The sequence below is a fragment of the Rhodococcus opacus genome, from assembly GCF_012396235.1.
Taxonomy (GTDB): domain Bacteria; phylum Actinomycetota; class Actinomycetes; order Mycobacteriales; family Mycobacteriaceae; genus Rhodococcus_F; species Rhodococcus_F opacus.
On sequence record NZ_JAAXPA010000008.1, the window covers coordinates 264,559 to 289,431 of the forward strand.

General features: G+C 68.3%; 25 protein-coding genes and 1 riboswitch. Of the genes, 13 read left to right on the forward strand and 12 right to left on the reverse strand.

Annotated elements, in window-relative coordinates:
• Positions 1-20 precede the first annotated feature (20 nt).
• Entirely contained in the window at positions 21-2,204 is a 2,184-nt protein-coding gene (locus HGB39_RS13735; RefSeq protein WP_064080817.1) for an AAA family ATPase, read from the forward strand.
• 39 nt (positions 2,205-2,243) lie between these two features.
• On the opposite strand, the gene HGB39_RS13740 is transcribed toward HGB39_RS13735, so the two are convergent.
• On the reverse strand, positions 2,244-2,996 hold the full coding sequence (locus HGB39_RS13740) for an isocitrate lyase/PEP mutase family protein (RefSeq protein WP_005264377.1): 753 nt from the start codon (positions 2,994-2,996) through the stop codon (positions 2,244-2,246).
• Positions 2,997-3,108: 112 nt separating this feature from the next.
• Between HGB39_RS13740 and HGB39_RS13745 the strand changes: the two genes are divergently transcribed.
• On the forward strand, positions 3,109-4,449 hold the full coding sequence (locus HGB39_RS13745) for a hypothetical protein (RefSeq protein WP_005563822.1): 1,341 nt from the start codon (positions 3,109-3,111) through the stop codon (positions 4,447-4,449).
• On the opposite strand, the gene HGB39_RS13750 is transcribed toward HGB39_RS13745, so the two are convergent.
• Entirely contained in the window at positions 4,446-4,898 is a 453-nt protein-coding gene (locus HGB39_RS13750; protein WP_052023934.1) for an NUDIX hydrolase, read from the reverse strand. The genes HGB39_RS13745 and HGB39_RS13750 overlap by 4 nt on opposite strands.
• A 160-nt stretch (positions 4,899-5,058) precedes the next feature.
• Between HGB39_RS13750 and HGB39_RS13755 the strand changes: the two genes are divergently transcribed.
• The 6 genes from HGB39_RS13755 to mnhG are packed head-to-tail and all read left to right on the forward strand — an operon-like array spanning position 5,059 to position 11,239.
• Complete coding sequence (locus HGB39_RS13755) at positions 5,059-7,893, forward strand: Na+/H+ antiporter subunit A (RefSeq protein WP_005563824.1); 2,835 nt, start codon at positions 5,059-5,061, stop codon at positions 7,891-7,893.
• Positions 7,890-8,459 carry a Na(+)/H(+) antiporter subunit C gene (locus HGB39_RS13760; RefSeq protein ID WP_005264384.1) on the forward strand — a complete coding sequence of 190 codons (570 nt, stop codon included), beginning with the start codon at positions 7,890-7,892 and terminating at the stop codon, positions 8,457-8,459. Before HGB39_RS13755 ends, HGB39_RS13760 begins: the two co-directional genes overlap by 4 nt.
• On the forward strand, positions 8,456-10,078 hold the full coding sequence (locus HGB39_RS13765) for a Na+/H+ antiporter subunit D (protein WP_005264385.1): 1,623 nt from the start codon (positions 8,456-8,458) through the stop codon (positions 10,076-10,078). Before HGB39_RS13760 ends, HGB39_RS13765 begins: the two co-directional genes overlap by 4 nt.
• Positions 10,075-10,647, forward strand: coding sequence for a Na+/H+ antiporter subunit E (locus tag HGB39_RS13770; RefSeq protein WP_005563825.1), 573 nt, complete (start codon positions 10,075-10,077; stop codon positions 10,645-10,647). Before HGB39_RS13765 ends, HGB39_RS13770 begins: the two co-directional genes overlap by 4 nt.
• A complete protein-coding gene (locus HGB39_RS13775) occupies positions 10,644-10,904 on the forward strand; it encodes a monovalent cation/H+ antiporter complex subunit F (protein WP_005264390.1) in 261 nt (86 codons plus the stop codon). The genes HGB39_RS13770 and HGB39_RS13775 overlap by 4 nt, the downstream gene beginning before the upstream one ends.
• On the forward strand, positions 10,901-11,239 hold the full coding sequence (mnhG, locus tag HGB39_RS13780) for a monovalent cation/H(+) antiporter subunit G (RefSeq protein WP_005264391.1): 339 nt from the start codon (positions 10,901-10,903) through the stop codon (positions 11,237-11,239). Before HGB39_RS13775 ends, mnhG begins: the two co-directional genes overlap by 4 nt.
• On the opposite strand, the gene HGB39_RS13785 is transcribed toward mnhG, so the two are convergent.
• The 5 genes from HGB39_RS13785 to napA all read right to left on the reverse strand — a co-directional run bounded on the left by HGB39_RS13785 (position 11,208) and on the right by napA (position 15,499).
• Entirely contained in the window at positions 11,208-12,491 is a 1,284-nt protein-coding gene (locus tag HGB39_RS13785) for a phosphatase PAP2 family protein (protein WP_005563827.1), read from the reverse strand. The two genes, mnhG and HGB39_RS13785, sit on opposite strands and share 32 nt — an antisense overlap.
• Positions 12,492-12,609: 118 nt before the next feature.
• A complete protein-coding gene (locus HGB39_RS13790) occupies positions 12,610-13,734 on the reverse strand; it encodes a glutamate--cysteine ligase (protein WP_005563830.1) in 1,125 nt (374 codons plus the stop codon).
• 75 nt (positions 13,735-13,809) lie between these two features.
• Complete coding sequence (sodC, locus tag HGB39_RS13795) at positions 13,810-14,511, reverse strand: superoxide dismutase[Cu-Zn] (RefSeq protein ID WP_005563832.1); 702 nt, start codon at positions 14,509-14,511, stop codon at positions 13,810-13,812.
• Between the two features lie 73 nt (positions 14,512-14,584).
• On the reverse strand, positions 14,585-15,136 hold the full coding sequence (locus tag HGB39_RS13800) for a LytR C-terminal domain-containing protein (protein ID WP_005563834.1): 552 nt from the start codon (positions 15,134-15,136) through the stop codon (positions 14,585-14,587).
• Positions 15,137-15,160: 24 nt separating this feature from the next.
• Complete coding sequence (gene napA, locus HGB39_RS13805) at positions 15,161-15,499, reverse strand: nucleoid-associated protein NapA (protein WP_005251738.1); 339 nt, start codon at positions 15,497-15,499, stop codon at positions 15,161-15,163.
• 178 nt (positions 15,500-15,677) lie between these two features.
• Here napA and HGB39_RS13810 point away from each other — a divergent pair, with 178 nt between their 5' ends.
• The 3 genes from HGB39_RS13810 to HGB39_RS13820 are packed head-to-tail and all read left to right on the forward strand — an operon-like array spanning position 15,678 to position 18,061.
• Positions 15,678-16,268, forward strand: a complete 591-nt coding sequence (locus tag HGB39_RS13810; RefSeq protein ID WP_005251736.1) for a peptide deformylase — start codon at positions 15,678-15,680, stop codon at positions 16,266-16,268.
• Positions 16,258-17,223, forward strand: coding sequence for an N-acetylglutamate synthase, CG3035 family (locus HGB39_RS13815; RefSeq protein WP_005563837.1), 966 nt, complete (start codon positions 16,258-16,260; stop codon positions 17,221-17,223). The genes HGB39_RS13810 and HGB39_RS13815 overlap by 11 nt, the downstream gene beginning before the upstream one ends.
• A gap of 34 nt (positions 17,224-17,257) precedes the next feature.
• Entirely contained in the window at positions 17,258-18,061 is an 804-nt protein-coding gene (locus HGB39_RS13820; RefSeq protein WP_005563838.1) for an exodeoxyribonuclease III, read from the forward strand.
• On the opposite strand, the gene HGB39_RS13825 is transcribed toward HGB39_RS13820, so the two are convergent.
• The 3 genes from HGB39_RS13825 to HGB39_RS13835 all read right to left on the reverse strand — a co-directional run bounded on the left by HGB39_RS13825 (position 18,028) and on the right by HGB39_RS13835 (position 19,649).
• Entirely contained in the window at positions 18,028-18,705 is a 678-nt protein-coding gene (locus tag HGB39_RS13825) for a hypothetical protein (protein WP_043788360.1), read from the reverse strand. The genes HGB39_RS13820 and HGB39_RS13825 overlap by 34 nt on opposite strands.
• A gap of 93 nt (positions 18,706-18,798) precedes the next feature.
• The gene (locus tag HGB39_RS13830; RefSeq protein ID WP_005563840.1) at positions 18,799-19,161 is read right to left on the reverse strand and encodes a GNAT family N-acetyltransferase; all 363 of its coding nucleotides are present in this window, start codon (positions 19,159-19,161) and stop codon (positions 18,799-18,801) included.
• A gap of 101 nt (positions 19,162-19,262) precedes the next feature.
• Positions 19,263-19,649 carry a GNAT family N-acetyltransferase gene (locus HGB39_RS13835; RefSeq protein WP_005563841.1) on the reverse strand — a complete coding sequence of 129 codons (387 nt, stop codon included), beginning with the start codon at positions 19,647-19,649 and terminating at the stop codon, positions 19,263-19,265.
• A 133-nt stretch (positions 19,650-19,782) separates the two neighbouring features.
• Positions 19,783-19,890: riboswitch (TPP riboswitch) on the forward strand.
• Between HGB39_RS13835 and thiC the strand changes: the two genes are divergently transcribed.
• Positions 19,883-21,529 carry a phosphomethylpyrimidine synthase ThiC gene (thiC, locus tag HGB39_RS13840; protein ID WP_005563842.1) on the forward strand — a complete coding sequence of 549 codons (1,647 nt, stop codon included), beginning with the start codon at positions 19,883-19,885 and terminating at the stop codon, positions 21,527-21,529. It overlaps the preceding riboswitch by 8 nt.
• A 10-nt stretch (positions 21,530-21,539) precedes the next feature.
• Positions 21,540-22,385 (forward strand): bifunctional hydroxymethylpyrimidine kinase/phosphomethylpyrimidine kinase, encoded by an 846-nt coding sequence (thiD, locus tag HGB39_RS13845; protein ID WP_005264402.1) that lies wholly within the window; start codon positions 21,540-21,542, stop codon positions 22,383-22,385.
• Positions 22,386-22,417: 32 nt separating this feature from the next.
• Here thiD and HGB39_RS13850 read toward each other — a convergent pair whose 3' ends face one another.
• Positions 22,418-23,272, reverse strand: coding sequence for an adenylate/guanylate cyclase domain-containing protein (locus HGB39_RS13850; RefSeq protein WP_005563843.1), 855 nt, complete (start codon positions 23,270-23,272; stop codon positions 22,418-22,420).
• Between the two features lie 52 nt (positions 23,273-23,324).
• Positions 23,325-24,779, reverse strand: coding sequence for a M20/M25/M40 family metallo-hydrolase (locus HGB39_RS13855; protein WP_043788361.1), 1,455 nt, complete (start codon positions 24,777-24,779; stop codon positions 23,325-23,327).
• Positions 24,780-24,873: the final 94 nt, after the last annotated feature.

Sequence of the window (24,873 nt, forward strand, 5' to 3'; positions counted from 1 at the left end):
CCGCACGTAGGCTCGACGACGTGACCTCACCGGAACTCGCGCTCACAGTCCGACTGAACACCTCGGCCGCCGACACCCGGCGCGGTGTGGTCCGGCTGCATCCGGAAGCCCTGGCCGCGCTCGGCCTCCGCGAGTGGGACGCTATCGCCCTCGTCGGCGCGCGCCGCACCGCCGCGGTGGCAGGTCGCGCGCCGTCCGGAACGCCCACCGGGACTGCGCTCCTCGACGACGTGACCCTGTCCAACGCCGGGCTGACCGAGAACAGCACGGTCGTCGTGACACCGGTGACGGTGTACGGCGGGAAGACGGTGACGGTCAGCGGCTCGAACCTGGCCGTCAACTCCGTCTCCGACGTCACGCTGCGTCACGCCCTGCTCGGCAAGGTCCTCACCGTCGGCGACACGGTGTCGCTGCTCCCCCGCGATCTGGGCCCCGGAACCAGCACCGCCCCCGCCACGCAGGCACTGTCCCGGACGTTCGGGGTCGCGTGGACATCCGAGTTGCTCACCGTCAGCGGGGTCGACCCGGCCGGTGGTCCGGTGAGCGTGCAGCCCAACACCGCGGTCGGATGGGGCGAGGGTGTGCGCGCGACGGTGTCCGCGACTCCGTCCCGGTTGCCCGCGCCGCCTGTCCGGCCCGCCGAGGAAGTTCCCCCGGTCCCGGTCGAGGACCTGGTCGGTTCCCACACCCAGGCAGCCAAACTCACCGAATGGCTCGGACTGGCGCTCGACGAACCCGAACTGCTCCGCAAACTCGGGGCCTCACCGCATCTGGGCGTCCTGGTGACCGGGCCCGCAGGCGTCGGGAAGGCGACGCTCGCCCGAGCGGTGCTCGCCTCCCGCCGAGTCGTCGAACTCGACGGGCCGAGTGCCGGCGCGCTGGAAGCCGACTCACGGTTGCAGCGGGTCACCGCGGCGGTCGACGCGATCCGCAGCGGCGGCGTCCTGCTGATCACCGACATCGATGCCCTGCTGCCCGCCACGCCGGAGCCGGTGTCGGCGCTGATCGTCGAACAGCTCCGCCGCGCGGTCGACACCGTCGGGGTCGCGTTCGTCGCGACGTCGGCGCACCCGGAGTCGGTCGACGCCAGGTTGCGCGGACAGGACCTGTGCGACCGCGAACTCACCCTGACCCTGCCCGACGGCTCCACCCGCCGGGCGCTGCTGGAACTGCTTCTGCGGAAGGTCCCCACCGACGGCATCGCCCTCGACGCGATCGCGGCCCGCACACCGGGATTCGTCGTCGCCGACCTCGCCGCGCTGTGCCGGGAAGCGGCCCTGCGTGCCGCCTCACGCGCGGCCAGGAAACCCGTCGACCCGGCGCTCACCCAGGACGACCTGCTCGGCGCGCTCGACGTGATCCGCCCGCTGTCGCGGTCGGGCAGCGAGGAACTCGCGATCGGCAGTGTCACCCTCGACGACGTCGGGGACATGGTGGAGACCAAGCAGGCGCTGACCGAGGCGGTGCTGTGGCCGTTGCAGCACCCGGATTCGTTCGCCCGGCTGGGGGTCGATCCCCCGCGCGGAGTACTGCTGTACGGCCCGCCCGGTTGCGGCAAGACCTATCTCGTTCGGGCGCTGGCAAGTTCGGGACATCTGAGCGTGCACGCCGTCAAGGGCGCCGAACTGATGGATAAGTGGGTGGGTGCGTCCGAGAAGGCGGTCCGCGAACTGTTCCAGCGGGCGCGGGATTCGGCCCCGTCGCTGATCTTCCTCGACGAGGTGGATGCCCTCGCGCCGCGCCGCGGTCAGAGTTCCGACTCGGGGGTGTCCGATCGGGTGGTGGCGTCACTGCTCACCGAACTCGACGGCGTCGAACCGCTGCGCGACGTGGTGGTCGTCGGCGCCACCAACCGGCCCGACCTCATCGACCCGGCGTTGCTGCGGCCCGGCCGCCTGGAGCGGTTGGTGTTCGTGCCGCCGCCGGACGGTGCTGCCCGCCGCGCGATCCTGCGGACGTCCGGGAAGTCGGTGCCGCTCGCCGCCGACGTCGACCTCGACGCCCTGGCGGACGACCTCGACGGCTACTCGGCCGCCGACTGCTCGGCGCTGCTGCGGGAAGCCGCGCTGGCCGCCATGCGCCGGAACATCGACGCAGCCGACGTCTCCGCCGCCGACGTGGCGGAGGCACGCGAAAAGGTGCGCCCCTCACTCGATCCCGAGCAAGTGGCGCACCTCGAGTCCTATGCGCTGACGCGCCCGTGAGTACTTGTTAACCGCCCGCGGTTAACAAGTACTCACGGGTCAGGACCAGCGGCCGAGCAGCGTGGCCGCGTGTGCGGCGAGGGCGGCCTGGAAGAACGGGCCGAAGCTCACCCGCGCGACGCCGAGCGGCCCGAAGCTCGCCGGATCGTCCTGATCGGGCAGACCGATGGCGTTGACGGGCAGCGGCAGCTCCGACGTGAGCCGCTTCTGGGTGGCGTCGTCGTGACGGCCCACGGGGTACAGCACGTCGGCGCCGGCCTCTGCGGCGAGCTTCAGCCGAGCGATCGCGCGGTCGACACGGTCGGACTCGTCGCCCACCTGCTTGACGAACAGGTCGGTGCGCGCGTTCACGACCACGTGGACCCCGGCAGCGTCGGCCGCCTGCCGCAACCCTCCGACGAAGTCGGCGTGCTCCTGCGGTTCGCGGAGACGCCCGCCCTCGCTGTGGACCGTGTCCTCGATGTTCAGGCCGACGGCTCCCGCGCCGATCAGACCTTCGATCAGACGGGCGGGCTCGAGCCCGTATCCCGATTCGATGTCGACCGACAGCGGCAGATCCACCGCTGCGGTGATCTGCGAGATGCGGTGCAGCAGCTCGTCGAACGTGATCCCCTCGTTGTCGGGCTTGCCGATCGAGTCGGATACCGGATGGCTTCCGACTGTCAGCGCCTGAAAGCCAGCGGACACAGCCAGATTCGCGGACCAGGCATCCCACACGGTGGGCAGGATGACGGGGTTGCCGGGCTGGTGCAGTCCCAGCAGGGTGGTGGCCTTCTCGTTGATCGACGTCATAGGTGGGCTCCTCGCCTCGGTGGTATTCGATCGGAGTCGTTCTCGGGCACGCCTTCGGTGCCAACGCCGGGTTCGCCATTTCCATTCCTACCCGCTCGAGTACCGTGAGCGAATGGACTTCCGGGAACCCCTGTCGGCCGCGGCTGCTCTCGCGTCCGGTGCACTGGCCGGTTTCGTCCTCACCAATCCCCGCAACCGGGCCTGGACGATCAACGCGTCCGACCGGGAGGTCGACCGGTGGCTCAGCAGCCAGCCGACGGGTGTGGTGGTGGCTCTCGTTCTCGCCGTCATCGCGGTCGCCGGTCTGCAACGGTCCGGCTCCCGGCGGGTGTCGTGGCTCCTGGCGGCGGCGTGCGCGCTCGCCCTGATCGGTGCGCGCTGGGTGGTGCCGGACGTCGGCGGGGTCGACACGCTGATCGCCCTGCACTTCGCGAAGACCGCGACTGCCGGGTTCCTGCTGGGCGCGGCGGTCGCCGCGGTGTGGGGTCGCTGGGTTTCGCAGCTGGCGTCGACTCTCGGTGTGGCGAGCGCGTTCCTCCTCGCGAGTGTGCAGCGACTACCGCGCGGCGACACCGCGTATGTCGAGCCCGCGAGTATGAGCACCTCCGCGATCGGCGAACCCCCGCAGTGGCTGCTGATCGGAGTTCTCGTGCTCGCGCTCGCATCGGCGGTGGTGGCGCGGTCGCAGTTCCGGGTGCAGCGTCCCGACCGGAAGACCCTGCTGACCGCGCTGGTCGGCGCCTTGGCTCTCGCCCTGCTCAACCGGTTGCTCGGGGCATGGATCGACGATCAGGAATTCGGCGAACCCCTGACGGTCTGGCTGATCGTCGCGTTCTCGCTCGCCGTGATTCTGACGGTCACGGTGCTGATCGCACGCCGGTTCCCGGGGATCGACGGACGCTTCCTGCTCGCCGCGACCGGTGTCACCGCCGCGGCCGTGCTCGTCCTCGACGACCTCCGGACTCCGCGGGTGACGACGCCCGCGACGGCATTGCTGGCGGTGGGCGTCGTCGCGCTTGCCGCGGGCATCGCGGTGGCGGTCAGGGTCCCGCCGAAGTGGCGGCGCCCGCAGTGGGGACTGAGCCTGGCCGCCGTCGTTCCGCTGCTCGCCGCAATCTGGCCCGACTTCGGCGACGACGGCGTCGCGTTGTTGATCCGGCTGGCCGTGCTGGGCTGCGGCACGGGTTTCGCGCTCGCCGCCGCTCTGCCGGGGTCGGCGCCCGTCGCGGTGCTCGGTTTCGCATTGCCGTTCGCGTCGCTGGTGTTCGTGGCGGCGACCACCGTTCCCCGCAGCCGGGTGGTCTACCCGGGCTCGAGCAGCGAACACCGTCTGCCGTCGTCGCCTGCCTCGACCGCCGCGTCCGACCATCTCGTCGGCTTCGTGATGCTGCTCGTCGTCGCGTTCTGCGTCTACTCGGTCCACGAGCGGCGCAGTACCCCGGAAGGCAGCTAGTCGAGGAGGCCGAGCGACTGCAGCCGACGGAACACGAGCATCGAACCGGGCGCGACGTCGGGCATGGCCGCGTATTCGTCGACGGTGAAGTACCGCAGTTCGGCGATCTCGCTCGCCGGCCGCGGCTCGGCGCTCAGTTCGGCGAGGAAGCAGGTCATGTGCAGGTCGGTGCCCTCGGGGTGTCCGTACGCGGGCGCCTCGAAGACCCCCAGATGTTCGAGCGTCCCGTCGACGATTCCGGCGTCGAGTTCCTCCCGGATCTCGCGGTGCAGAGCCTGTTCGGCGTTCTCGCCCGGATCGATCTTTCCACCTGCCATGTAGAACGCGGTCTTCCCCACCGATCGGGTCTGGAGGAGTTTCCGGTCGCGGATGTGGGCGAGCGCGGCGGTTCGGATCTCGGCAGGCACCGTCACAAGATAGAACAGTCCGGCCGGCCGCCCATAACACATTCCGCCCCATTAGTCCGATTTGCCGCGATTGTGAGTCCGAATAACCGACCCAGTAGGATGTACCCCGTAGCCCAGTTCGCTAGCTAAGCGAACGGTCTACACGACTCGGTTCGTTTCGTTCCGACACCCCGCCGCCCGCTGACCCCCGACGGAGTGCCTTTTGCTTGCTGTTCTGCTCGCCCATGCCGTTGCCGCCGTTCTGGCTCCGCTTGTGGTGCGCAAGTTCGGCCGCAATGGTTTCTACCCTCTCTCCCTCGTCCCGCTGGCGTCGCTCGGATGGGTGATCGCGAACTGGGGCACGGAGCAGACCGTGTCCATCGAGTGGGCTCCGGGCCTGTCGATGGACCTCGACTTCTGGTTCGATCCGCTCGCCGCGATCATGTCGGTGCTCGTGCTGGGCATCGGCACGCTCATCCTGGTCTACTGCGCGCGCTACTTCACCGACGACGAACCCCGCCTCGGCATCTTCGCCGCCGAGATGGTGGCCTTCGCCGGGGCCATGTTCGGCCTCGTCGCCAGCGACAACATGTTGCTGCTGTACATATTCTGGGAACTGACGACGGTCCTGTCCTTCCTGCTGGTCGGGCATTACGCCGAACGCGCGTCGAGTCGCCGGGCGGCGACGCAGGCGCTGCTCGTCACCACCGCGGGTGGTCTGGCCATGCTGGTCGGCATCATCATCCTCGGCCAGGTGAGTGGCACGTACAACCTGTCCGAACTGATCGAGATCGCACCTCGCGGCTGGCTCGCCGGTGTCGCCGTCGTGCTTGTCCTGATCGGTGCCCTGTCGAAATCCGCGATCGTGCCGCTGCATTTCTGGCTGCCCGGAGCGATGGCCGCCCCGACCCCGGTCAGCGGCTACCTACACGCCGCGGCCATGGTGAAGGCCGGCATCTATCTCGTCGCCAGACTGTCGCCCGGTTTCGCCGACTCGGCGCCCTGGCGGTTCACGATCATCACGCTCGGTCTGCTGACGATGGTCCTCGCCGGGTGGCGGGCGATGCGTGCCTTCGACCTCAAACTGGTGCTCGCGTTCGGCACCGTCAGCCAGCTCGGTTTCATGATGGTCCTCGTCGGCCTCGGCACCCGCGACGCCGCGCTCGCCGGCATGACGATGGTCGTCGCCCACGCGATGTTCAAGGCCGCGCTGTTCATGGTGGTCGGGATCATCGACCACACGACGGGCACCCGCGACATCCGCAAACTTGCGCACCTCGGTGACCGTGCTCCCGCTCTGATGGTCGTCGCCGCGCTGGCCGCGGCGAGCATGGCCGGGCTTCCCCCGTTCCTCGGGTTCATCGGAAAAGAAGCCGCATTCGACTCCCTGTTGAGCACGACCGTCCTCGCCGACCCGGCGCGGATCGTCACCGTCGGCGTCGTGGTGTTCGGTTCGATCCTGACGCTCGCCTACAGCGTGCGGTTCATGTGGGGCGCCTTCGGTCGCAAGCGGCTCGCGCGGCCGAGCCCGGCCGTGCAGGGCATGCACGCACCGGGACCGTTGTTTCTCGCCGCGCCCGCCGTTCTGTCCGTACTGAGCCTGGCGGCGGGACTCGTGGCGCCGCAGCTCGAGAAGCTTCTGACGCCGTACTCGCAGACCCTGCCCGCCGAGGGCGTCTCCGACTACCACCTCGCACTGTGGCACGGCGTGAACACCGCCCTGCTGCTCACCCTGCTGGTGTTCGCCGTCGGCACCGCGCTCTTCGTGGCGCAGCGCTGGGTCAACCGGTTGCGGTTCGAGCATCCGCCGCTCGGCAACGCCGACCGCATCTACGACGCGACGCTGCGCGGCATGGACGCCTTGTCGATGCGGCTGACCGGCGCCACCCAGCGCGGTTCGCTCCCGCTGACCCAGGCGACCATCCTCGGCACCCTCGTGGTGGTGCCGCTGGTGCTGCTCGTCGTCGGCACGAATACGGGCGCCGACGTCCGGTTGTGGGATTCGCCGGTGCAGTTCGTGATCGGGCTGATGATGGTCGCGGCCGCGCTCGCCGCGACGGTGATGCGCAACCGTCTGGCCAGCGTGATCCTCGTCGGTCTCAGCGGCTACGGCTGCGGTGTGCTGTTCGCCCTCCACGGTGCCCCCGACCTCGCGCTCACCCAGTTCCTGGTGGAGACGCTGACCCTCGTCATCTTCGTTCTCGTGTTCCGGAAACTGCCCGCCGAGGTGGACGAGCGCCGGGCGATCGGATTCAAGATTCCGCGGGCGCTGCTGGCGGTCGCGGTCGGTGCCACCATCACCACGATCGGCGCGTACGCCATCAACGCGCGGAACTCGGTGCCGATCTACGAGCGACTCCCCGACGCGGCGTACTACCTCGGCAACGGCAAGAACGTCGTCAACGTCCTGCTCGTCGACATCCGTGCCTGGGATACGCTCGGTGAGATCTCGGTGCTGCTGGTGGCGGCCACGGGTGTCGCGAGCCTGGTGTTCCGCAACCGCCGCTTCGGCAGCGCACCCCGGGTGTCCGACGCCCCCGCGGTCACGGCCGATTCGTCGGCGTCGCATTCCGAGACGACGTGGCTGCTCGGCGGCGACCTCATCGACCCGAAACACCGGTCCCTGGTCCTCGAGGTGACGACCCGGCTGATCTTCCCGACCATCATGGTGTTGTCGGTCTACTTCTTCTTCGCCGGTCACAACGCGCCGGGTGGCGGGTTCGCCGGCGGCCTCACCGCCGGTCTCGCGCTGGTCCTGCGGTACCTCGCGGGTGGACGGTACGAACTCGGCGAAACCGTCCCGATCGACGCGGGCAAGATCCTGGGCCTCGGACTCACACTTGCGGCGGGCACCGCGCTGGCGTCGCTGTTCCTCGGCGCCCCGGCTCTCTCCTCCGCGGTGTTCGAGGTGACGCTGCCGCTGGTCGGCCACGTCAAGATGGTCACCGCCCTGTTCTTCGACCTGGGTGTGTATCTCATCGTGGTCGGGCTCGTACTCGACGTGCTCCGCAGTCTCGGAGCACGTCTCGACGCACAGATCGAGGTGAACCAGCGATGAGCGCGAACATCGGATTTCTCGTCATCATCGGCGTCCTGGTGTCGGCGGGCGTCTACCTGCTCATCGAGCGCAGTATCACCCGCATGCTGCTGGGACTGCTGCTGTTCGGCAACGGCATCAACCTCCTGATCCTCACGTCCGGCGGTTCGGACGGCAATCCGCCCATCGTCGGCCGTGAGTCCATCCACGAGTCGATGGCCGACCCGCTGGCTCAGGCGATGATCCTGACCGCGATCGTCATCACGATGGGCATCGCCGGTTTCGTGCTCGCGCTCGCGTACCGGTCGTTCAAGATCACCACGCAGGACGCCGTCGAGAACGACCCCGAGGACACCAGGGTCCTGCGGCGCCGGTCGCCCGCCGAGGCACCCGACCGGGACCGCTCCGACGACCCGGTCACCGGCGAGCCGAGTTTCAGCGGCGACGCATTCGACAAGGACGGAAACCCTATTCCCCTGGAAGAGCTGAAGAACCTCGAGGACCTCGAATGCTACGAGGACCTGCACGAGGGTGACTTCGACGACGACGAGGACGCCGACAAGGCCGGGATCGGGGAGAGGTCGTGACCATTTCCCCGCACATCATCACGGCCCTCGCGCCGCTGCCCGTCCTCGTCCCGATGCTCGCCGCCGCGGCCACGCTGGTGCTCGGCCGGCGTCCGCGTGCCCAGCGGATCATCACGCTCGTCGCGTTGATCGGTGTTCTCGTCGTGTCGGGACTGCTGCTGTTCCTGGCCGACCGCGACGGGACGACAGCCATTCAGGTGGGTGGCTGGGATTCACCGATCGGCATCACGCTGGTGGTCGACCGGCTGTCCGCGATGATGCTGGTGGTCTCGTCGATCGTGCTGCTCGCCGTCATGGCGTACGCCGTGGGTCAGGGTATCCGCGACGGCAGTGAGGACCAGCCCGTCTCGATCTTCCTGCCGACGTATCTGGCGCTGACGGCGGGCATCTCCAACGCGTTCCTGGCGGGCGACCTGTTCAATCTGTACGTCGGCTTCGAGGTGCTCCTCGCCGCCAGCTTCGTCCTGCTGACGCTCGGTGCGAGCGCAGACCGTGTCCGTGCGGGCGTGTCGTACGTGATGGTGTCGATGGTGTCGTCGCTGATCTTCCTGGCGGGCATCGCGTTCGCCTACGCAGCCACCGGAACGCTCAACCTCGCCGACATGGCCACCCGCCTCGACGGCATCCCGTCCGGAACGCGCACCGCCATCTTCGGTGTGCTGCTCGTGGCGTTCGGCATCAAGGCGGCGGTGTTCCCGCTGTCGACGTGGCTGCCCGACTCCTACCCCACCGCGCCCGCGCCCGTCACCGCGGTGTTCGCCGGCCTGCTCACCAAGGTGGGTGTGTACGCGATCATCCGCGCGCACACGCTGCTCTTCCCGGAGGGCGAACTCGACAACGTGCTCATGGTGTGCGGCCTCCTGACGATGCTCGTCGGCATCCTCGGTGCGATCGCGCAGAGCGACATCAAACGTCTGCTGTCGTTCACCCTGGTCAGCCACATCGGGTACATGGTGTTCGGTGTCGCGCTGTCCACACAGTCGGGGCTGTCGGGTGCCATCTACTACGTGGCCCACCACATTCTCGTGCAGACCACGCTGTTCCTGGTGGTCGGTCTGATCGAACGCCAGGCCGGATCGTCGTCGTTGCGACGGCTCGGCGGGCTCGCCGCGGCGAGCCCCGTCCTGGCCATCGTGTTCCTCGTCCCGGCCCTCAACCTCGGTGGTATCCCCCCGTTCTCCGGGTTCATCGGCAAGGTCGCGCTGTTGCAGGCCGGCTCGGCGGATGCGAGCGTGCTGGCGTGGATCCTCGTCGCGGGCGGAACCCTCACCAGCCTCCTCACGCTGTACGTCGTCGCACGTGTGTGGACCAAGGCGTTCTGGCGGGCGCGCGCCGACGCCCCCGAGGGTGACCTCGCGGACGTCAGCCCGTCGGCGCTGCTCGACGAGTCCGAGGCCGACATCTCGTTCGACGACCGCGCCGACGTGGGCCGTATCCCCGCGATGATGCTCATCCCCACCGTCGCCCTCGTCGCCGTGGGGCTGGCGATGACGGTGTTCGCCGGCCAGATCATCCAGATCAGCGATCGCGCGGCGAGCGATCTGCAGAACCGGTCCATCTACATCGACGCCGTCCTCGGCGGTCACCCCGGCGGCGAAGCGCAGGAGGCACCGCGATGAAACGCGAGAGACTTCTCCAGTTCGGCGCGCTGCTGTGGCTGATGGCGGTGTGGATCCTGTTGTGGGGCAACGTCAGCTGGGGCAACAGCCTCGGCGGGCTCGCCGTCGGCGCGCTCATCATGGTGCTCATGCCGCTGCCGCGGGTGCCCGTGGAGGGCCGGGTGCACGTCCTGCCACTGCTCCGGCTGGCAGTCATGTTCGTGTACTACTCGCTCCAGTCGAGCCTCCAGATCGCCTATCTCGCACTCCGGCCCGGGCCGCCGCCCGTCACCGGGGTCCTGCGCTACCAGCTGGGGATCAAGTCCGACCTCGTCCTGACCCTGTGCATCGACGTACTGAACCTGATTCCGGGCACCATGGTCCTCGAAATCGACCAGGTACGGCGGATCGTCTACGTGCACGTCCTGGACATAGGTTCGCAGAAGGCGGTCAGCCAGTTCTACCGCACGGTCGCGCAGTTGGAACGGTTGTTCATCGAGGCGTTCGAACGCGACTCCGACTGGAAACCGAGCCCCTGGCACAACCGCGACCTGCACTACGACGACCCCACTCAGGAGGGCAGCTCATGACAGTCGTATCGGTCATCTCCGGAATCGTCCTGGTCGTCGCCGGGGTTCTGACGACGTTCCGGCTGCTCGACGGGCCCAACTCGCTGGATCGCCTCGTCGCCCTCGACACCCTGATCGCGCTCGCGATGTGCGGGCTCGCCGTGTGGGCCGCGTACACCGGCGACACGACGATCGTGCCCGCCATCGTCGCGCTGTCGTTGGTGGGGTTCATCGGTTCGGTGTCGGTGGCCCGGTTCCGGGTGAGTGACAAGTCGTGACCACCGTGCTGAACGTCATCGGGGCCACGCTCATGCTGTGCGGCTCGCTGCTCGCGCTGACGGCCGCCATCGCCATCGTCCGATTCCCGGACACCCTGCGCCGCATGCACGCCGCCACCAAACCGCAGGTGGTCGGTCTCATCATGGTTCTCGCGGGCGCCGTCCTCGAACTGCGTGGCAACGTCGACATCTGGATGCTGATCCTCGTCGGCATCTTCACCCTGTTCACCGCGCCGGTCATCGCGCACAGCGTCGGCCGGGTGGCGTACCGGGAGCAGCGAGATCAGGACGGGCTGTTGATGATCAACGAGTTGGAGCCGCCAGAACGTCCGTGACCGCTGCCTTGGCGCCGCTGCCCCACCGTGCGAGTGCGGTGTCGGGCCGGGCGAAGAACGTCGCGTAGAACCCGAGGCTCATCGCGGCGAGGGCACCGAGGACGAGTGGTCCGGACACCTCGGGGAATCGGCCCATCGGCACCGCGAGGTAGCGGTAGCTGAGCAGCAGTCCGGCCAGCACCAGCGCGCCGCCTCCGACGAGGCGGACCCGGAACCAGCCCCACCCCCGTTCGGGGTCGCGCAACGCGGATTCGATGGTCAGGCACAGGACGGCTCCGGCGACCAGGTCGACGCCGTAGTGGTAGCCGAACCCGAGGGTCGCCGTCAGCGTGCACACCAGCCAGAACGTGCCACCGAGCCGCAGCCACCAGGCGCCCTGCCGGGAGTGGATGAACAGGGCGAGAGCCCACGCCGTGTGCAGGCTCGGCATGCAGTTGCGGGGGGTCGCCGAGTCGAACGACATCGGTTCGGGCGCGAAGTCGGGTGTCGGGACGAGGTTGGGCCAGTAGTCGCTGACCTGGAACCCCTGCCCCTCGGTGCCGAACGCGAAGATCGGACCGACCACCGGGAACAGCACGTAGAAGACGGGACCGATGAGACCGATCAACAGGAACGTGCGGACCAGGTAGTGCGACGGCCAGCCGTTCCGCAGTTGGTAGACGGCCACCGCGATGGCCGCGACCGGCAGTTCGATGTAGACCCAGTGGAGGATGCCGTAGCCGACGGGTCCGAGGGCGTCGACGAACTGCCCCAGGTGCCACGAGGGGCTGCCCAGCGCGTGATCGGCCAGTTGCGCGTATTCGTCGAGGATCATCGGCCCGGCCATGATCGTGACCTGCAGCCAGGCGTCACCGAATTTGGTCGCGAGAATCAGCAGCGCACCAAGTCCGACACCCTTGAGGGCGCTGCGCCGCTGGTCGCCGGTCCATCGGACCGCCGCATACACGCCCACCGCCGTGAGTACCCAGGTCGCGCCGTTGCCGACGGTCAGCGGGCCACCGGACAGATAGCGCACCGCGGCGACCACGACATCGATACCGGCCGCGGCGGAGAGTGCCACGACGCGCTGGCGATTGGTGAGCCCGACCATCGCGAGCGCGAGGCCTGCCCACGGGACGGACGCCGACTTGGGGGTCAGGACATAGTCGTGGAACAGGCTTTCGAGGGGGCCTTGGAAACCCTGTGTGGACGCGACCAATTGGACGACCACCAGCAGGATCGCCACCCCGAGCGCCCCGCCCGCCGCGAACATGCGGGATCGATCGACGGGCCCACCCGGCCGTACAACGGCAACATCGTCGATCGACACCCGCCAAGTGTAAACAACACGTGAACGGGAAGTGGACGAGTGTCCTGCCCGAGACCGTCCTTCAGGTCCCGAGCTCTTTCACCAGCGCATCGACCACGGCCACCAGGTCACCGCCGGTCGCCTCCGCGACTTGACGTTGCCGCTGGTAGGAAGCGCCACGACGGGGAATCTCGGCCACGGCGGCCAGTTCGTCCGCGCAGCCGAGACGCACAGCGGTCGGGGCCAGCTTCTCGAGCAGGTCGTTCAGGTCGTCGGTGACGAGGCGCTCGTTGCTGTCCTGGTCGAGAATGATCTCGGCGTCGAGCCCGTACCGCGCGGCCCGCCACTTGTTTTCCTTCACGTGCCACGGCTGCAGGTTGGGCAGATTCTCACCTGCCTCGAAACGCCGGTCCAGGTCGACGATCAGGCAGTGCACGAGCGCGACGAGCGAACTGAGTTCGGCGCGGGTGGAGATGCCGTCGAAGACGCGGACCTCGATGGTGCCCCACCGTGGCGCCGGCCGGATGTCCCAGTGCATCCCACCGACCTTGGTGATCACACCGGTCTTCATCTGGTCGCTGATGAAATCCTCGTACTGCCCCCAGTTCGCGAACTGGTACGGCAGCCCCGCGGTGGGGAGCTGCTGGAACATCAGCGCACGATTACTCGCGTACCCCGTGTTGACGCCGGCCCACATCGGTGAGGACGCGGACAGCGCGAGCAGGTGCGGGTACCGCTGCAGCAGCGCATTGAGGATCGGGAACACCTTCTGCGGCGAGGACACACCGACGTGGACGTGCACACCCCAGATGAGCATCTGACGGCCCCACCACTGGGTGCGTTCGATCAGCTCGTCGTAATCCGGTGTGCGCGTGACCAATTGGGTCGACCATTGCGCGAACGGGTGCGTTCCCGCGCAGATGAGATCGACGCCGAGCGGGTTCGCCGCCCGCCGCAACAGGTCGAGCGACTCATCGAGGTCGTCCATCGCCTCACCGACGGTGGAGTGGATACCGGTGACGAGTTCGACGGTGTTGCGCAGTAACTCCTTGGTGATCCGCGGATCCTCGGGACCGGCGAGATTCGCCACCGCGTCGAATACCTCCGCGGCCGTGTTGGAGAGATCCCGCGTGACCCTGTCGACCAGCGCGATCTCCCACTCGACGCCCAGAGTCGGCCGCGGCGAACCGGGAAAGGGAACTACCACGGTTTCGATCCAACCACAGGCCGCAGTGCGCGGCAGCGCACCGGCATCCCGGCCGAAGCCGGGATGTCACGCGACTCAGCTGGCGCCGATGACACCGCAGGCCACCCGGGAACCCGCGTCCCCGGTGTTCAGGGTTTCCTGATCGGGGGCGGGTGCGTAACGGGTGGGGATGTTGGCGAAATTGTCGGAACCCGAGTGGATCATGACCGCGGTGCCGCTGTCGCCGTTCTTCAGGTCCTCGACCGTGAAGGCGTCGGTGGTGGTGACCAACTCGGCCGTGCCGTCGGCCAGAACCTGCAGCGAGGTGAGGTCACCGCTCGCGGGGTGCCCCGAGTGGCCTTCGGCCTGGAAGTGCCCGCCGGCGGACAGGAAGTTTCCGGGCGCACCCCCGGTCGGTGCCACGGAGTTCGTCTCACACTTGCCGACGGAGTGCACGTGGAAACCATGGAAGCCGGGCGTCTGATCCTTGACGGAAACGGTGACCTCGACGTGGCTGCCTGCCTGCTTGAACGTTGCGGTGCCCACGTCTTCGCCCTCGGCGTTCTTCAGCGTCGCGCTGACCGCGCCGCTCTCCGCGGACTCACTGGAACCGCTCTCGGCGTCGCCGGGAACGCCTGCAGCACTGGGATCGGCGGCGCCGGTCCAGACGGGAGGAGTAGTGCCGGGAACGTCGGTCGGCTCCTCGTTGTTACTGCAGGCGGTCAGTCCGAGTGCTGCAATGGCCACCACCGGGGTGACAATGCGCCAGGAAATCCGACGGGTAGAACTCGAGGCCATCAAACCGCTCCTTTGAGGTGGCGAAGAAGTGCATCTGATCATAACCGCGGCGATGGTGCACCGACCGTCCGGTCTACTGCGCGGACGTGACGATGACGATCACACCGGCGGACGAATTGGCGATACCCGGGAACCGCGGCTGGGCCGACACCCCGAGTTGCGCGGCGATCTCCGTCGCCGCTTCCTTCTCGGCGGCGGAAGTCCCGTAGTACACAGTGGTTTCGGAGATGGTGCCGTCGCTGTAGTTGCCGGTTTCCGACACCGTCCACCCCGAGGACATCAGTTCGGTGGCCGTCTGGCTCGCGAGACCGGTGACATTGCTGTTGTTGAGCACCCGCACCGGGACCGACGCCGCGTCGGCGGACTTCGAGGTACTCGAGGCACCGGACGTGGTGCTCGCCGCGGGCGTCGAGGTGGCGCCCGCGGCTCCGGCAGCCGTCGTCGGACGCACGGCGGCGGTGGTCGTGGCAGCCGCCGTGGTGGTGACGGTGGCGGCGGTCTCCTCCGAGTCCGAACCTCCGAGGGAGGCGAACCCGAGACCCGCGAACAGAATCGCGAGGGCGATCAGCACCATCGCGAGGGCACGTAACGGCGGGCCGGACGATTCGGGTTTCGGAGTACTCACGATGTCGACCTTAGCGACCGGGTGCTACGTGACGTCGAACCCGAGGCGGCGGGCGGCGCGGGCCTTCTGCCTGCTCGCGCGCAGCCGTCGCAGGCGCTTCACGAGCATCGGGTCGGCTGCGAGTGCCTCCGGCCGGTCCACCAGTGCGTTGAGAACCTGGTAGTACCTGGTGGCGGACATGTCGAACAGCTCTTTGATCGCTTCTTCCTTCGCGCCGGCGTACTTCCACCATTGGCGCTCGAAGGACAAGATGTCGTGCTCCCGACGCGAGAGGCCGTCGTCACCGACGTCCTTGACCCCTGCCGAGTTGTCGCCGTCGGTGCGCTCGGACTGGTTCCGACTACGCGCTGTTGCGCCGTCCATCTCACTCCTCGACTACTAGCTCTCGCTCGACCTCAGCGAAACCACGTTCCCCCGGCTCCTCGATCGCGTGGCCGACCGAGCAACGAATTACACCACTGTTCTTCAGCGACTATTCAACCATGACGAACGCCGCGGGCAGTGCGAACGGCTCGGGCGCGCCGCACTATCCTTGACGACCATGGCCATCCTCCCCATCCGGATCGTGGGCGACCCGGTATTGCACGAACCGACCGAGGCAGTGTCCCAGTCACCTGCGGAACTCGCTGAGATCATCGCCGACATGTACGACACGATGGACGCCGCCAACGGCGTCGGGCTCGCCGCCAACCAGGTCGGCCTGCCGCTGCGGTTGTTCGTCTACGACTGCCCGGACGTCGACGGGAACGGCACGGCACTCCGCCGCCGGGGTTGCGTCGTCAACCCGGTCCTCGAAACGTCGGAACGACCCGAGACCATGCCGGATCCGGACGACGACGTCGAGGGCTGCCTGTCGGTGCCGGGCGAGCAGTTCCCCACCGGACGGGCCGAGTGGGCGAAGGTCACCGGCACCGACGCCGACGGCAACGCCGTCGAGATCGAGGGACACGGCTTCTTCGCACGCATGCTGCAGCACGAGGTCGGTCACCTCGACGGCTTCCTCTACGTCGACATGCTGGTGGGCCGCAACGCACGCGCCGCCAAGAAGACCATCAAGCGTGCCGGCTGGGGCGTTCCCGGCCTCAGCTGGGTGCCGGGAACGGTCGAAGACCCCTTCGGGCATGACGACTGACATTCCGCTCGGAAGCCGAGTAGTGCTGCGATATCAGCTGCCACCCGGCCACAGCCATCCGATGACCGACGTCATCGGGGTGCTGGAGAGCGTCGAACCGGCGGTGGTCGTCCGCGCCGCGGACGGCTCCGTGGTCGAGGTGGATCCGGAGCGGGTGATCGCGCTGAAGGCCGTCCCCGCGCGACCGGTGCGCGCGAGCGAGATCCGGTCCCTCGAACTGGCCTCGGCCGACGGCTGGCCGGGCGTCGAGCACGCGTGGATCGACGGGTGGCTCGCCCGGTACGGTCACGGCTTCACCGGACGCGCCAACTCGGCGGCCCCGCTCGGCGACCGTGGGTCGGTCGGCAGCCTGGAGGACGCCTCCCCGGGCGGCACGCTCGACCGTCTGCGCGAGTGGTACGCCGAGCGCGACCGCCCGCTGCGGTTGCTGATTCCCGACCGGCTGGGCGAGGTACCGCTCGGCTGGAACGTCAGCGACGAAGTGGTCGTGATGGCAGCCGACATCGACAACCTGGCGTTGCCCGAGGGCCCACGCACCACCACGGTCACCGATCACCCCGATCCGGACTGGCTCGCCCTCTATCGCTACCGCGGGTCCGCGCTCCCCGACTTCGCGGTCGACGTGCTGGATTCGGTCCGCGGCGGCACTCTCGGGTTCGGCCGGATCGGCGCCGCCGACTCGACGCTGCTGGCCGTCGCCCGCGGATCCGTCACGTCCGCGCCCGACGACCGCCGGTGGGTCGGGCTCACCGCGGTCGAGGTCGCGGAGGCTCACCGCCGCCACGGAATCGGCAGCCTCATCTGCGGCGACATGATCAACTGGGGACGCGAACACGGCGCGACCCACGCGTGTCTGCAGGTCGCCGTCGAGAACGAGGGCGCCCAGGCGATGTACCGCAACCTCGGCTTCGTGGCCCACCACCGGTACCGCTACGCCACCGAACCTGTCGGCTGACGACCTGTCGGAGAGTGCCGCTAGGGTGGCTGCCGTGCGCATCGCAACCTGGAACGTGAACTCTGTTCGTGCCCGTACCGACCGGATCCTGGACTGGCTCCAGCGGTCCGACGTCGACGTGCTGGCGATGCAGGAAACCAAGTGCAAGGACGAGCAGTTCCCGTACGAGCGTTTCCGCGAACTGGGCTACAAGGTCGCGCACGTGGGCCTCAGCCAGTGGAACGGCGTCGCGATCGCGTCCCGCGTGGGTCTCGACGACGTGCAGATCGGGTTCGAGGATCAGCCCGGTTTCCACAAGGACCCCGAGGTCGCGCCCGCGCAGGAAGCCCGCGCCATCGGCGCCACGTGCAACGGCGTCCGCATCTGGAGCCTGTACGTCCCCAACGGCCGTGAGCTGGCCGATCCGCACTACACGTACAAGCTCGACTGGCTGGCGAAGTTGCACACCGATGCGGTCGGGTGGCTGGGGCAGAACCCGGACGCGCAGATCGCATTGGTCGGCGACTGGAACGTGGCCCCCACCGACGAGGACGTCTGGGATCCGGCGCTGTTCGAGGGCAAGACGCACACGTCCGTCCCCGAGCGTGAGGCCTTCCAGGCATTCATCGAATCCGGATTCGCCGACGTCGTCCGGCCGCACACCCCCGGCCCCGGCGTCTACACCTACTGGGATTACACCCAGTTGCGGTTCCCGAAGAAGCAGGGAATGCGCATCGACTTCGTGCTGGGATCGCCTGCCCTCGCCGGCCGTGTCGACAAGGCCGAGATCGACCGCAACGAACGCAAGGGCAAGGGCGCCAGCGATCATGCGCCGGTCATCGTCGACCTCGGCGACTGAGAACGCAGCACACCGAGCGCCACGACCGCGCACCCGAACCCGATGAGCACACCGTGCCCGATGCGCAATGGGGCGTCGACGTAGAACTGCGGGATGAACAGTGCGAACCCCACCGCCATCGGGATCCCCGCCCAGCCCGCGAGCAGCCGGGATCGGGCGATCGCCACGGCGGCCGCCGACGCGCCGACCGCGACGAGTAGCAGTCCTGCGGCGAACAGCGTCGCCTGCGCCGCCCCCATCCGCACGCCCTCGGCGAGGGTCGTGACGGCCCCCTCGTCCAGGCCGCTGCCGCCCAGGGCGTGCAGCGCGAACGTTTCGGCACCGTAGTAGGGCAGCGTCAGCCCTGTCCCGATCCACGACGCCGCCACTGCGACCACCGCCGCTCGTTCGCCACCCGTCCCATTCAGCAGTCCGCTGAGCGCGACGAGCGCAAGCCCGAACGCGATGAACCCGCCGACGGCGGCGAGGTGAGCGACGAGCCACCACGGTGAGGCGAACTCGGCCCGTCCGTCCGGCGCCCCACCCGCCGCGTAGGGACGCACCACGGGGTAGACGACGAACAGGACACCGGCGAGGGCGAACAGCGCCGCGGCGCAGATCCGTGCGACCCCGGTACGACTCTCGATCCGATCCGACACGGCCATGACGACTCCCTCGAATGTGAGCACCGCTCTCTATACAGAGCAGTATTCACAGCGGAGTCGCAGATGGCAAGAGCAGTGCTCTCGAAAGTAGGGCTACTCGGCAACCAGAACGTCGAGATGCTCCGGATGCAGCGCCAGGTAGCGCTGGACATACGTGCAGATGGGGCGCACTTTCCAGCCACGCCGACGCGCCGAGCTCAACGCCTCGCCCACGAGGATTGCGGCCAGCCCTTGCCCCCCGAACTCTTCCTTGACGACCGTGTGCATGAACGCGACCACCTCGCCCGGCTTCGCGGTGAATCCGGGAATGTCGTCCTCGTCCCGATAGCCGAGGATGCCGACCAACTCGTCCCCGAGCCACAGATCGAATCGTTCGTGGGCAGGGTTGTCGAGCACGCGAGCCTCAGCGGCCGTGATGTTCCCGGACGACCCGGAACTGTTCGAAGTGTGATCCATGCCACTCATGGAATCAGCAAGGCGGCATCCTCGCGAGCAGACTCGCCGCCCCCGGAACCGTTTCGTTGCCGACGAGTGCCCGATTCGTGCCCCGACCGTCGTCAGCCCTCCACCGGGACGACGAGATCGCGGTACTCGGGGTGCGCCGAGACGAAGCGCTGCACGTACGTGCACACGGGCCGGACCTTCCAGCCGTAACCGCGGGCGAGGTCGAGGGAGCGACCCACCATGAGGGCGGCGAGTCCGCGGTGGCCGAAGTCCTCCACGATCACCGTGTGCATGAACGAGACCACCGGCGCCTGCCGCCCCCGACCCTTCGGACCCGGCGGCCGGGCGGCCACCACCCCCACGCCGGCACCGGCGCCGGGCGGCGCGTCTGCAAAGGCGAAATACCCGAGGATGCCGACCAGGTCACCACTCAGGCGTAGCTCGAATCGGTTCTGATCGGCGTTGTCGATCACGTCCACAACCTGCGCGTCTGTCAGCATGGTTATCTCCTGGGGGTGTGTGCCGTAACCGAAATGTGATGTTCATCACCCTTTATACCGATGCCGGGAACCGCTGTCCAAGTTTCACCCGAATGATTGCTCACAGAGATCTCGGTTACAGTTTGTGGGACAACTACACATCCACGGGGGCTCGCACCAGCGGGCTGAGAGGACGGCTAGGGCCGTCGACCGTCGAACCTGTCCGGGTAATGCCGGCGTAGGGAGCATCATCGATGAGCACAAACGTATCTACAGCCACGTCCGTCACCACGGGGCCGATCGAGGGCAGCACCAAGCAGTACCTGCTGTCGGGCGACGACGTCCGGGTGCCGGTCCGGCGCGTACACCTCACCAACGGTGAGCACCTCGACCTGTACGACACGTCGGGTCCGTACACCGACGCGGACGCCGCGATCGACCTGGAAGCGGGACTGCCGCATCTGCGTGCACCGTGGATCGCCGATCGGGAGGGCACCCAACTCGACGCCGCCCGCGCCGGCGTCGTCACCCCCGAGATGCAGTATTGCGCTGCACGCGAGGGTGTTTCACCCGAGGCGGTGCGCGCCGAGGTCGCGGCGGGACGCGCCGTGATCCCGGCCAACCGCTGCCATCCCGAACTCGAGCCGATGATCATCGGCAAGGCGTTCGCAGTCAAGATCAACGCGAACATCGGCAACAGCGCGGTCACGTCGTCGATCGCGGAAGAGGTCGAGAAGATGGTGTGGGCGACGCGATGGGGCGCCGACACCATCATGGACCTGTCCACCGGCAAGAACATCCACGAGACCCGGGAATGGATCCTGCGCAATTCGCCCGTGCCCGTGGGAACCGTGCCGATCTACCAGGCACTCGAGAAGGTCAACGGAGACCCGACGGCACTTACGTGGGAGATCTACCGCGACACCGTGATCGAGCAGTGCGAGCAGGGCGTCGACTACATGACGGTCCACGCCGGGGTGCTGCTCCGCTACATCCCGCTGACCGCGAAACGCGTCACCGGCATCGTCTCCCGCGGCGGTTCGATCATGGCGGCCTGGTGCCTGGCCCACCATCGGGAGTCGTTCCTGTACACCCACTTCGACGAACTGTGCGAGATCCTCCACCGCTACGACGTCACGTTCTCGCTCGGTGACGGCCTGCGCCCCGGCTCCATTGCGGACGCCAACGACGAGGCCCAGTTCGCGGAACTGCGCACCCTCGGCGAGCTCACGCGGATCGCGAAATCCCATGGGGTGCAAGTGATGATCGAAGGTCCCGGGCACGTCCCGATGCACAAGATCGTGGAGAACGTGCGCCTCGAGGAAGAGTTGTGCGAGGAGGCACCGTTCTACACCCTCGGGCCGCTCGCCACCGACATCGCGCCGGCGTACGACCACATCACGTCCGCGATCGGCGCGGCGATGATCGCGCAGGCCGGCACCGCGATGCTCTGCTACGTGACACCCAAGGAACACCTGGGACTGCCGAATCGGGACGACGTCAAGACCGGGGTCATCACGTACAAGATCGCGGCGCACGCCGCGGACCTCGCGAAGCAGCATCCGCGGGCGCAGGAGCGGGACGACGCGCTGTCGAAGGCCCGGTTCGAATTCCGCTGGCACGACCAGTTCGCGCTGTCCCTCGACCCGGATACCGCGCGGGAGTTCCACGACGAGACGCTGCCCGCCGAGCCGGCGAAGACGGCCCACTTCTGCTCGATGTGCGGCCCGAAGTTCTGTTCGATGCGGATCTCCGCCGACGTGCGCGAATACGCGCAGCGACACGGACTCGATTCGGTCGAAGCCATCGAGGCGGGCATGGCCGAGAAGTCGAGTGAGTTCGTCGACGCAGGTGGTCGCGTGTATCTGCCCGTCGAATCCGTCACCTCAGAGAATCGGTAAGGTCCCCTTCGTGAAGCTGCTGCCCCTGACCCCCGACGGCCAGACCCCCGTCCGCGTCCTCACCATCGCCGGCACCGATTCCGGCGGCGGCGCCGGGATCCAGGCCGACTCGCGGACGATGGCGCTGTGCGGCGTCCACGCCTGCGTCGCTGTTGCCGCGGTGACGGTGCAGAACTCGGTGGGCGTCAGCGGTTTCCACGAGATTCCGCCGGAGACGGTGGCCGCGCAGGTGCGGTGCGTCGTCGACGACATCGGGGTCGGGGCAGCGAAGACGGGCATGCTGGCGTCGACGGCCATCATCGAGGCCGTCGCCGCCGTGTGCACCGAGGTCGGGATCGGCCGCGACCAACCGGTCCCGCTGGTCGTCGACCCGGTGTGCGCGTCGATGCACGGAGATCCGCTCCTGCACGCCGAGGCGCTGGACGCCGTGCGGAACACGCTGATCCCGATCGCCACGGTGGTCACCCCGAACCTCGACGAGATCCGGCTGATCACCGGCATCGAGGTGGTGGACGACGCGACCGCGCGCCGGGCCGCCGAGGCGCTGCACGCACTCGGGGCGAAGTGGTCGATCGTGAAGGGCGGGCATCTCCGGACGTCGGCGTCGAGCACCGATCTGCTGTTCGACGGTGACAGGTTCCTCGAGTTCAGCAGTCCCCGTATCGACACCGGCAACGATCACGGCGGCGGCGACACCCTCGCGGCCGCCATCGCGAGCGCTCTCGCCCACGGGTGGTCCGTGCCCGATGCGGTGGCGTTCGGCAAGGAATGGGTCACCAAGTGTCTGGAGGCGTCGTACGACCTGGGCGCCGGTCACGGCCCCGTCTCTCCCCTGTGGCGACTCCGTCACTCGTGAGTACTTGTTAACGTCCGGCGGTTAAGAAGTACTCACGGGCGGCGGAGCCGCAACCGCCAGATACCGAGATCGGAAGGCACCCCGCTGGGCGCGGGGGCGAAGAAGGCGCGTCGCCACGGTTTGACGCCGACACCCAGTTCGTCGAGGGTGCCCGGCTGCAGACTCTCCAGCGTGGCGGACGACGCCATCACGTTGCCGTCGCCGCCCAGTTCCATCATGCGTGCCGCGATCGTCACGTCCACGCCGAGCCAGTCGCTGCCGATCTGCCGGGGCACACCGGTGTGCATGCCGACGCGCATGCGGGGGCGGTAGCCGTCCACCTCCACCTCCGCGAGAGCCTCCTGCGCGGCGAAGACGGCGTCGATCGCGCGGTCCGGGCTCGGGAAGACGGCCATCACGCCGTCCCCCAGGCGTTTCACCACGTGTCCTCCGCGGTCGACGATGGGGGTCTCGACGGCTCGGGCGACGTCACGCAGCAGGGCGAGGGTGGCGCTGTCACCGGCGGGCAGCGACCAACTGGAGAACCCCACCAGGTCGGTGAACACAATGGTCACTTCCTGCGTTCCCCGGCCGCGTCCGGTGCGCTCGAGCAGCGCCTGCCACACCTGCAGCGCGCCGAGGCTCATCTCGCGGGACGCGCCCGGCTGGTGGTCGAGGAAGCGATCGGCGACGCGGGCGATGGCCCGTGCGCTGCCGGGGCCTGCCGTCGACAGTGGATCGCCGAACGCCGGATCGCCGGGTAGCGCACGACGAACCCTCCGCAGCCCTTCGATCAGCTGTGGCTGCCGGTTCACCGATCCCATCCAGCCCAGAACCTTGTCGCCTCGTTTCGGTGTCTGCGCAGCGTCGAGTTCGGCACTGTCCTCTTCGGCCGGGTCGTCGCTCACGAGAGTAAGGGTAACCCAGCGTCACATGCACAAACCCGTGTCGAATCGGACATCACTCCGCCGCCCGCGCCTTCTCCCGGTCCGCGCCGGTGGGGACACCGTTCGGCCCGGCGAGCGACTCCGCATAGACCCCGACGGCATACGCGACCGCGGCGGCATTCTTGGCGAGCGCGGCCCGGTTCACGTTCTCGAGAGTGTCGGTCGCGCTGTGGTAGTTCTCGTCGTACACCACATCCGGGGTGCCGCCCCACTTCTGTGCCTGCTCGGGGGTCTTCGTCTCGTCGGCGCCGCTGAACACGCCGCCCGAGGGGATGCCGTGCTCGATGAACGGACCGTAGTCGGATCGGCCGTCGAAGTCCGTGCCGTCGGCGGCGACCCCGTTGCCCTTAAGGAACTCGATGAACGTGCGCTCGATGCCCGCGGAACCCTCCGGTCCGGGCCCCTCGCCGACTTTGTCGGAGTTGTCGCCGTCGTACGCCAGGTAGCCGGCGTTCTCGGAACCGAGCATGTCGAAGTTCAGGTACAGCGCGATGTCGTTCCGCTGGTCCTCGCTGAGGCTGTTCACGTAGGCCTCCGAACCGAGCAGACCCAACTCCTCTGCGCCCCAGAACGCGAAGCGCACCGCGTTGTCGACGTCGGGCGAACCGCCGAGTTGCACGGCCGTTTCGAGGGTCGCGGCGACGCCGGTGCCGTTGTCGTTGATCCCGGGACCGTCCGGGACGCTGTCCAGGTGGGCGCCGACCATCACGACGTCCTCGGTCGAACCGGTCTTCGTCTGGGCGATGACGTTGCGAGCGGTGCTCGACTCGGTGGTGGTGTCGAGGGTGAGGGTGACGTCACCCCCGGCCTGCTCGAGCGCGGCGCCGTCCGCCTTGCTCACTCCGCCCGTGGGTACCTTGCCCACGTCCGGATCGCCGAGAGTTCCGCCGTTCATCGGCCCGTCCTCGTTGTTGACGACGATCACGCCTGCGGCGCCGCGCTCGGACGCGAGCTGCTGCTTGGCCGCGAACGGGCACACCCCGCGGTTGACGAGGACGATCGCCCCGGTCACGTCGAGGCCGTCGTAATCGGTGACCTCGCATCCCGGACTCTCGTCCTTGGGGGCGGGCACCAGGCGGGCGGTGATCCCGTCCGGACCGGTGGACGGCGAATACGCCAGTGCACGCACCTCGAAATCACGGTCGCCGGACCTGAGCGCCTCCGTCCGGACGTCGAAGTTGTGGAACTCGAACTCTGGGGTCTCGACGTCGAAGCCCTTGTCTTCCAGCACCTGTGCGACGTAGTCGACGCTGTCGTCGTAGCCGGAGGTTCCGGCCGCGCGGTTGCCGTTGTTGTTCTCGGCGATCGTCTGCAGTTGCTCCAGGTGCCCCACCACACCGCCCTCGGTGACCGAGGCCGCGAGAGCGCTCGCATCGACCGGCGGCGAATCGGGTTCGCTCGTCGACGAGCACCCGGCCAAGACCATCGCACCGGCCACTCCGACTGTGAAGGCTCCCCGTAGTCGCATGTCGGGAGCCTAACGCAGAAGCACCTGTGGGCCGGCGCGAATGGATTTCGCACCGGCCCACAGGCTCCCGCCCCGCCGTCACCCTCAGCCAGGT

What these genes read in the sequence shown, in the direction of transcription:
- sodC (WP_005563832.1), bottom strand. Translation starts at nt 14,511, where the DNA reads ATGGCCTCGAGTTCTACCCGTCGGATTTCCTGGCGCATTGTCACCCCG.
- HGB39_RS13770 (WP_005563825.1), top strand. Translation starts at nt 10,075, where the DNA reads ATGAAACGCGAGAGACTTCTCCAGTTCGGCGCGCTGCTGTGGCTGATG.
- HGB39_RS13745 (WP_005563822.1), top strand. Translation starts at nt 3,109, where the DNA reads ATGGACTTCCGGGAACCCCTGTCGGCCGCGGCTGCTCTCGCGTCCGGT.
- HGB39_RS13835 (WP_005563841.1), bottom strand. Translation starts at nt 19,649, where the DNA reads ATGCTGACAGACGCGCAGGTTGTGGACGTGATCGACAACGCCGATCAG.
- thiC (WP_005563842.1), top strand. Translation starts at nt 19,883, where the DNA reads ATGAGCACAAACGTATCTACAGCCACGTCCGTCACCACGGGGCCGATC.
- HGB39_RS13815 (WP_005563837.1), top strand. Translation starts at nt 16,258, where the DNA reads ATGACGACTGACATTCCGCTCGGAAGCCGAGTAGTGCTGCGATATCAG.
- HGB39_RS13830 (WP_005563840.1), bottom strand. Translation starts at nt 19,161, where the DNA reads ATGGATCACACTTCGAACAGTTCCGGGTCGTCCGGGAACATCACGGCC.
- HGB39_RS13760 (WP_005264384.1), top strand. Translation starts at nt 7,890, where the DNA reads ATGAGCGCGAACATCGGATTTCTCGTCATCATCGGCGTCCTGGTGTCG.
- HGB39_RS13775 (WP_005264390.1), top strand. Translation starts at nt 10,644, where the DNA reads ATGACAGTCGTATCGGTCATCTCCGGAATCGTCCTGGTCGTCGCCGGG.
- HGB39_RS13825 (WP_043788360.1), bottom strand. Translation starts at nt 18,705, where the DNA reads ATGGCCGTGTCGGATCGGATCGAGAGTCGTACCGGGGTCGCACGGATC.
- napA (WP_005251738.1), bottom strand. Translation starts at nt 15,499, where the DNA reads ATGGACGGCGCAACAGCGCGTAGTCGGAACCAGTCCGAGCGCACCGAC.
- HGB39_RS13855 (WP_043788361.1), bottom strand. Translation starts at nt 24,779, where the DNA reads ATGCGACTACGGGGAGCCTTCACAGTCGGAGTGGCCGGTGCGATGGTC.
- HGB39_RS13750 (WP_052023934.1), bottom strand. Translation starts at nt 4,898, where the DNA reads ATGTGTTATGGGCGGCCGGCCGGACTGTTCTATCTTGTGACGGTGCCT.
- HGB39_RS13740 (WP_005264377.1), bottom strand. Translation starts at nt 2,996, where the DNA reads ATGACGTCGATCAACGAGAAGGCCACCACCCTGCTGGGACTGCACCAG.
- HGB39_RS13785 (WP_005563827.1), bottom strand. Translation starts at nt 12,491, where the DNA reads ATGTTCGCGGCGGGCGGGGCGCTCGGGGTGGCGATCCTGCTGGTGGTC.
- HGB39_RS13810 (WP_005251736.1), top strand. Translation starts at nt 15,678, where the DNA reads ATGGCCATCCTCCCCATCCGGATCGTGGGCGACCCGGTATTGCACGAA.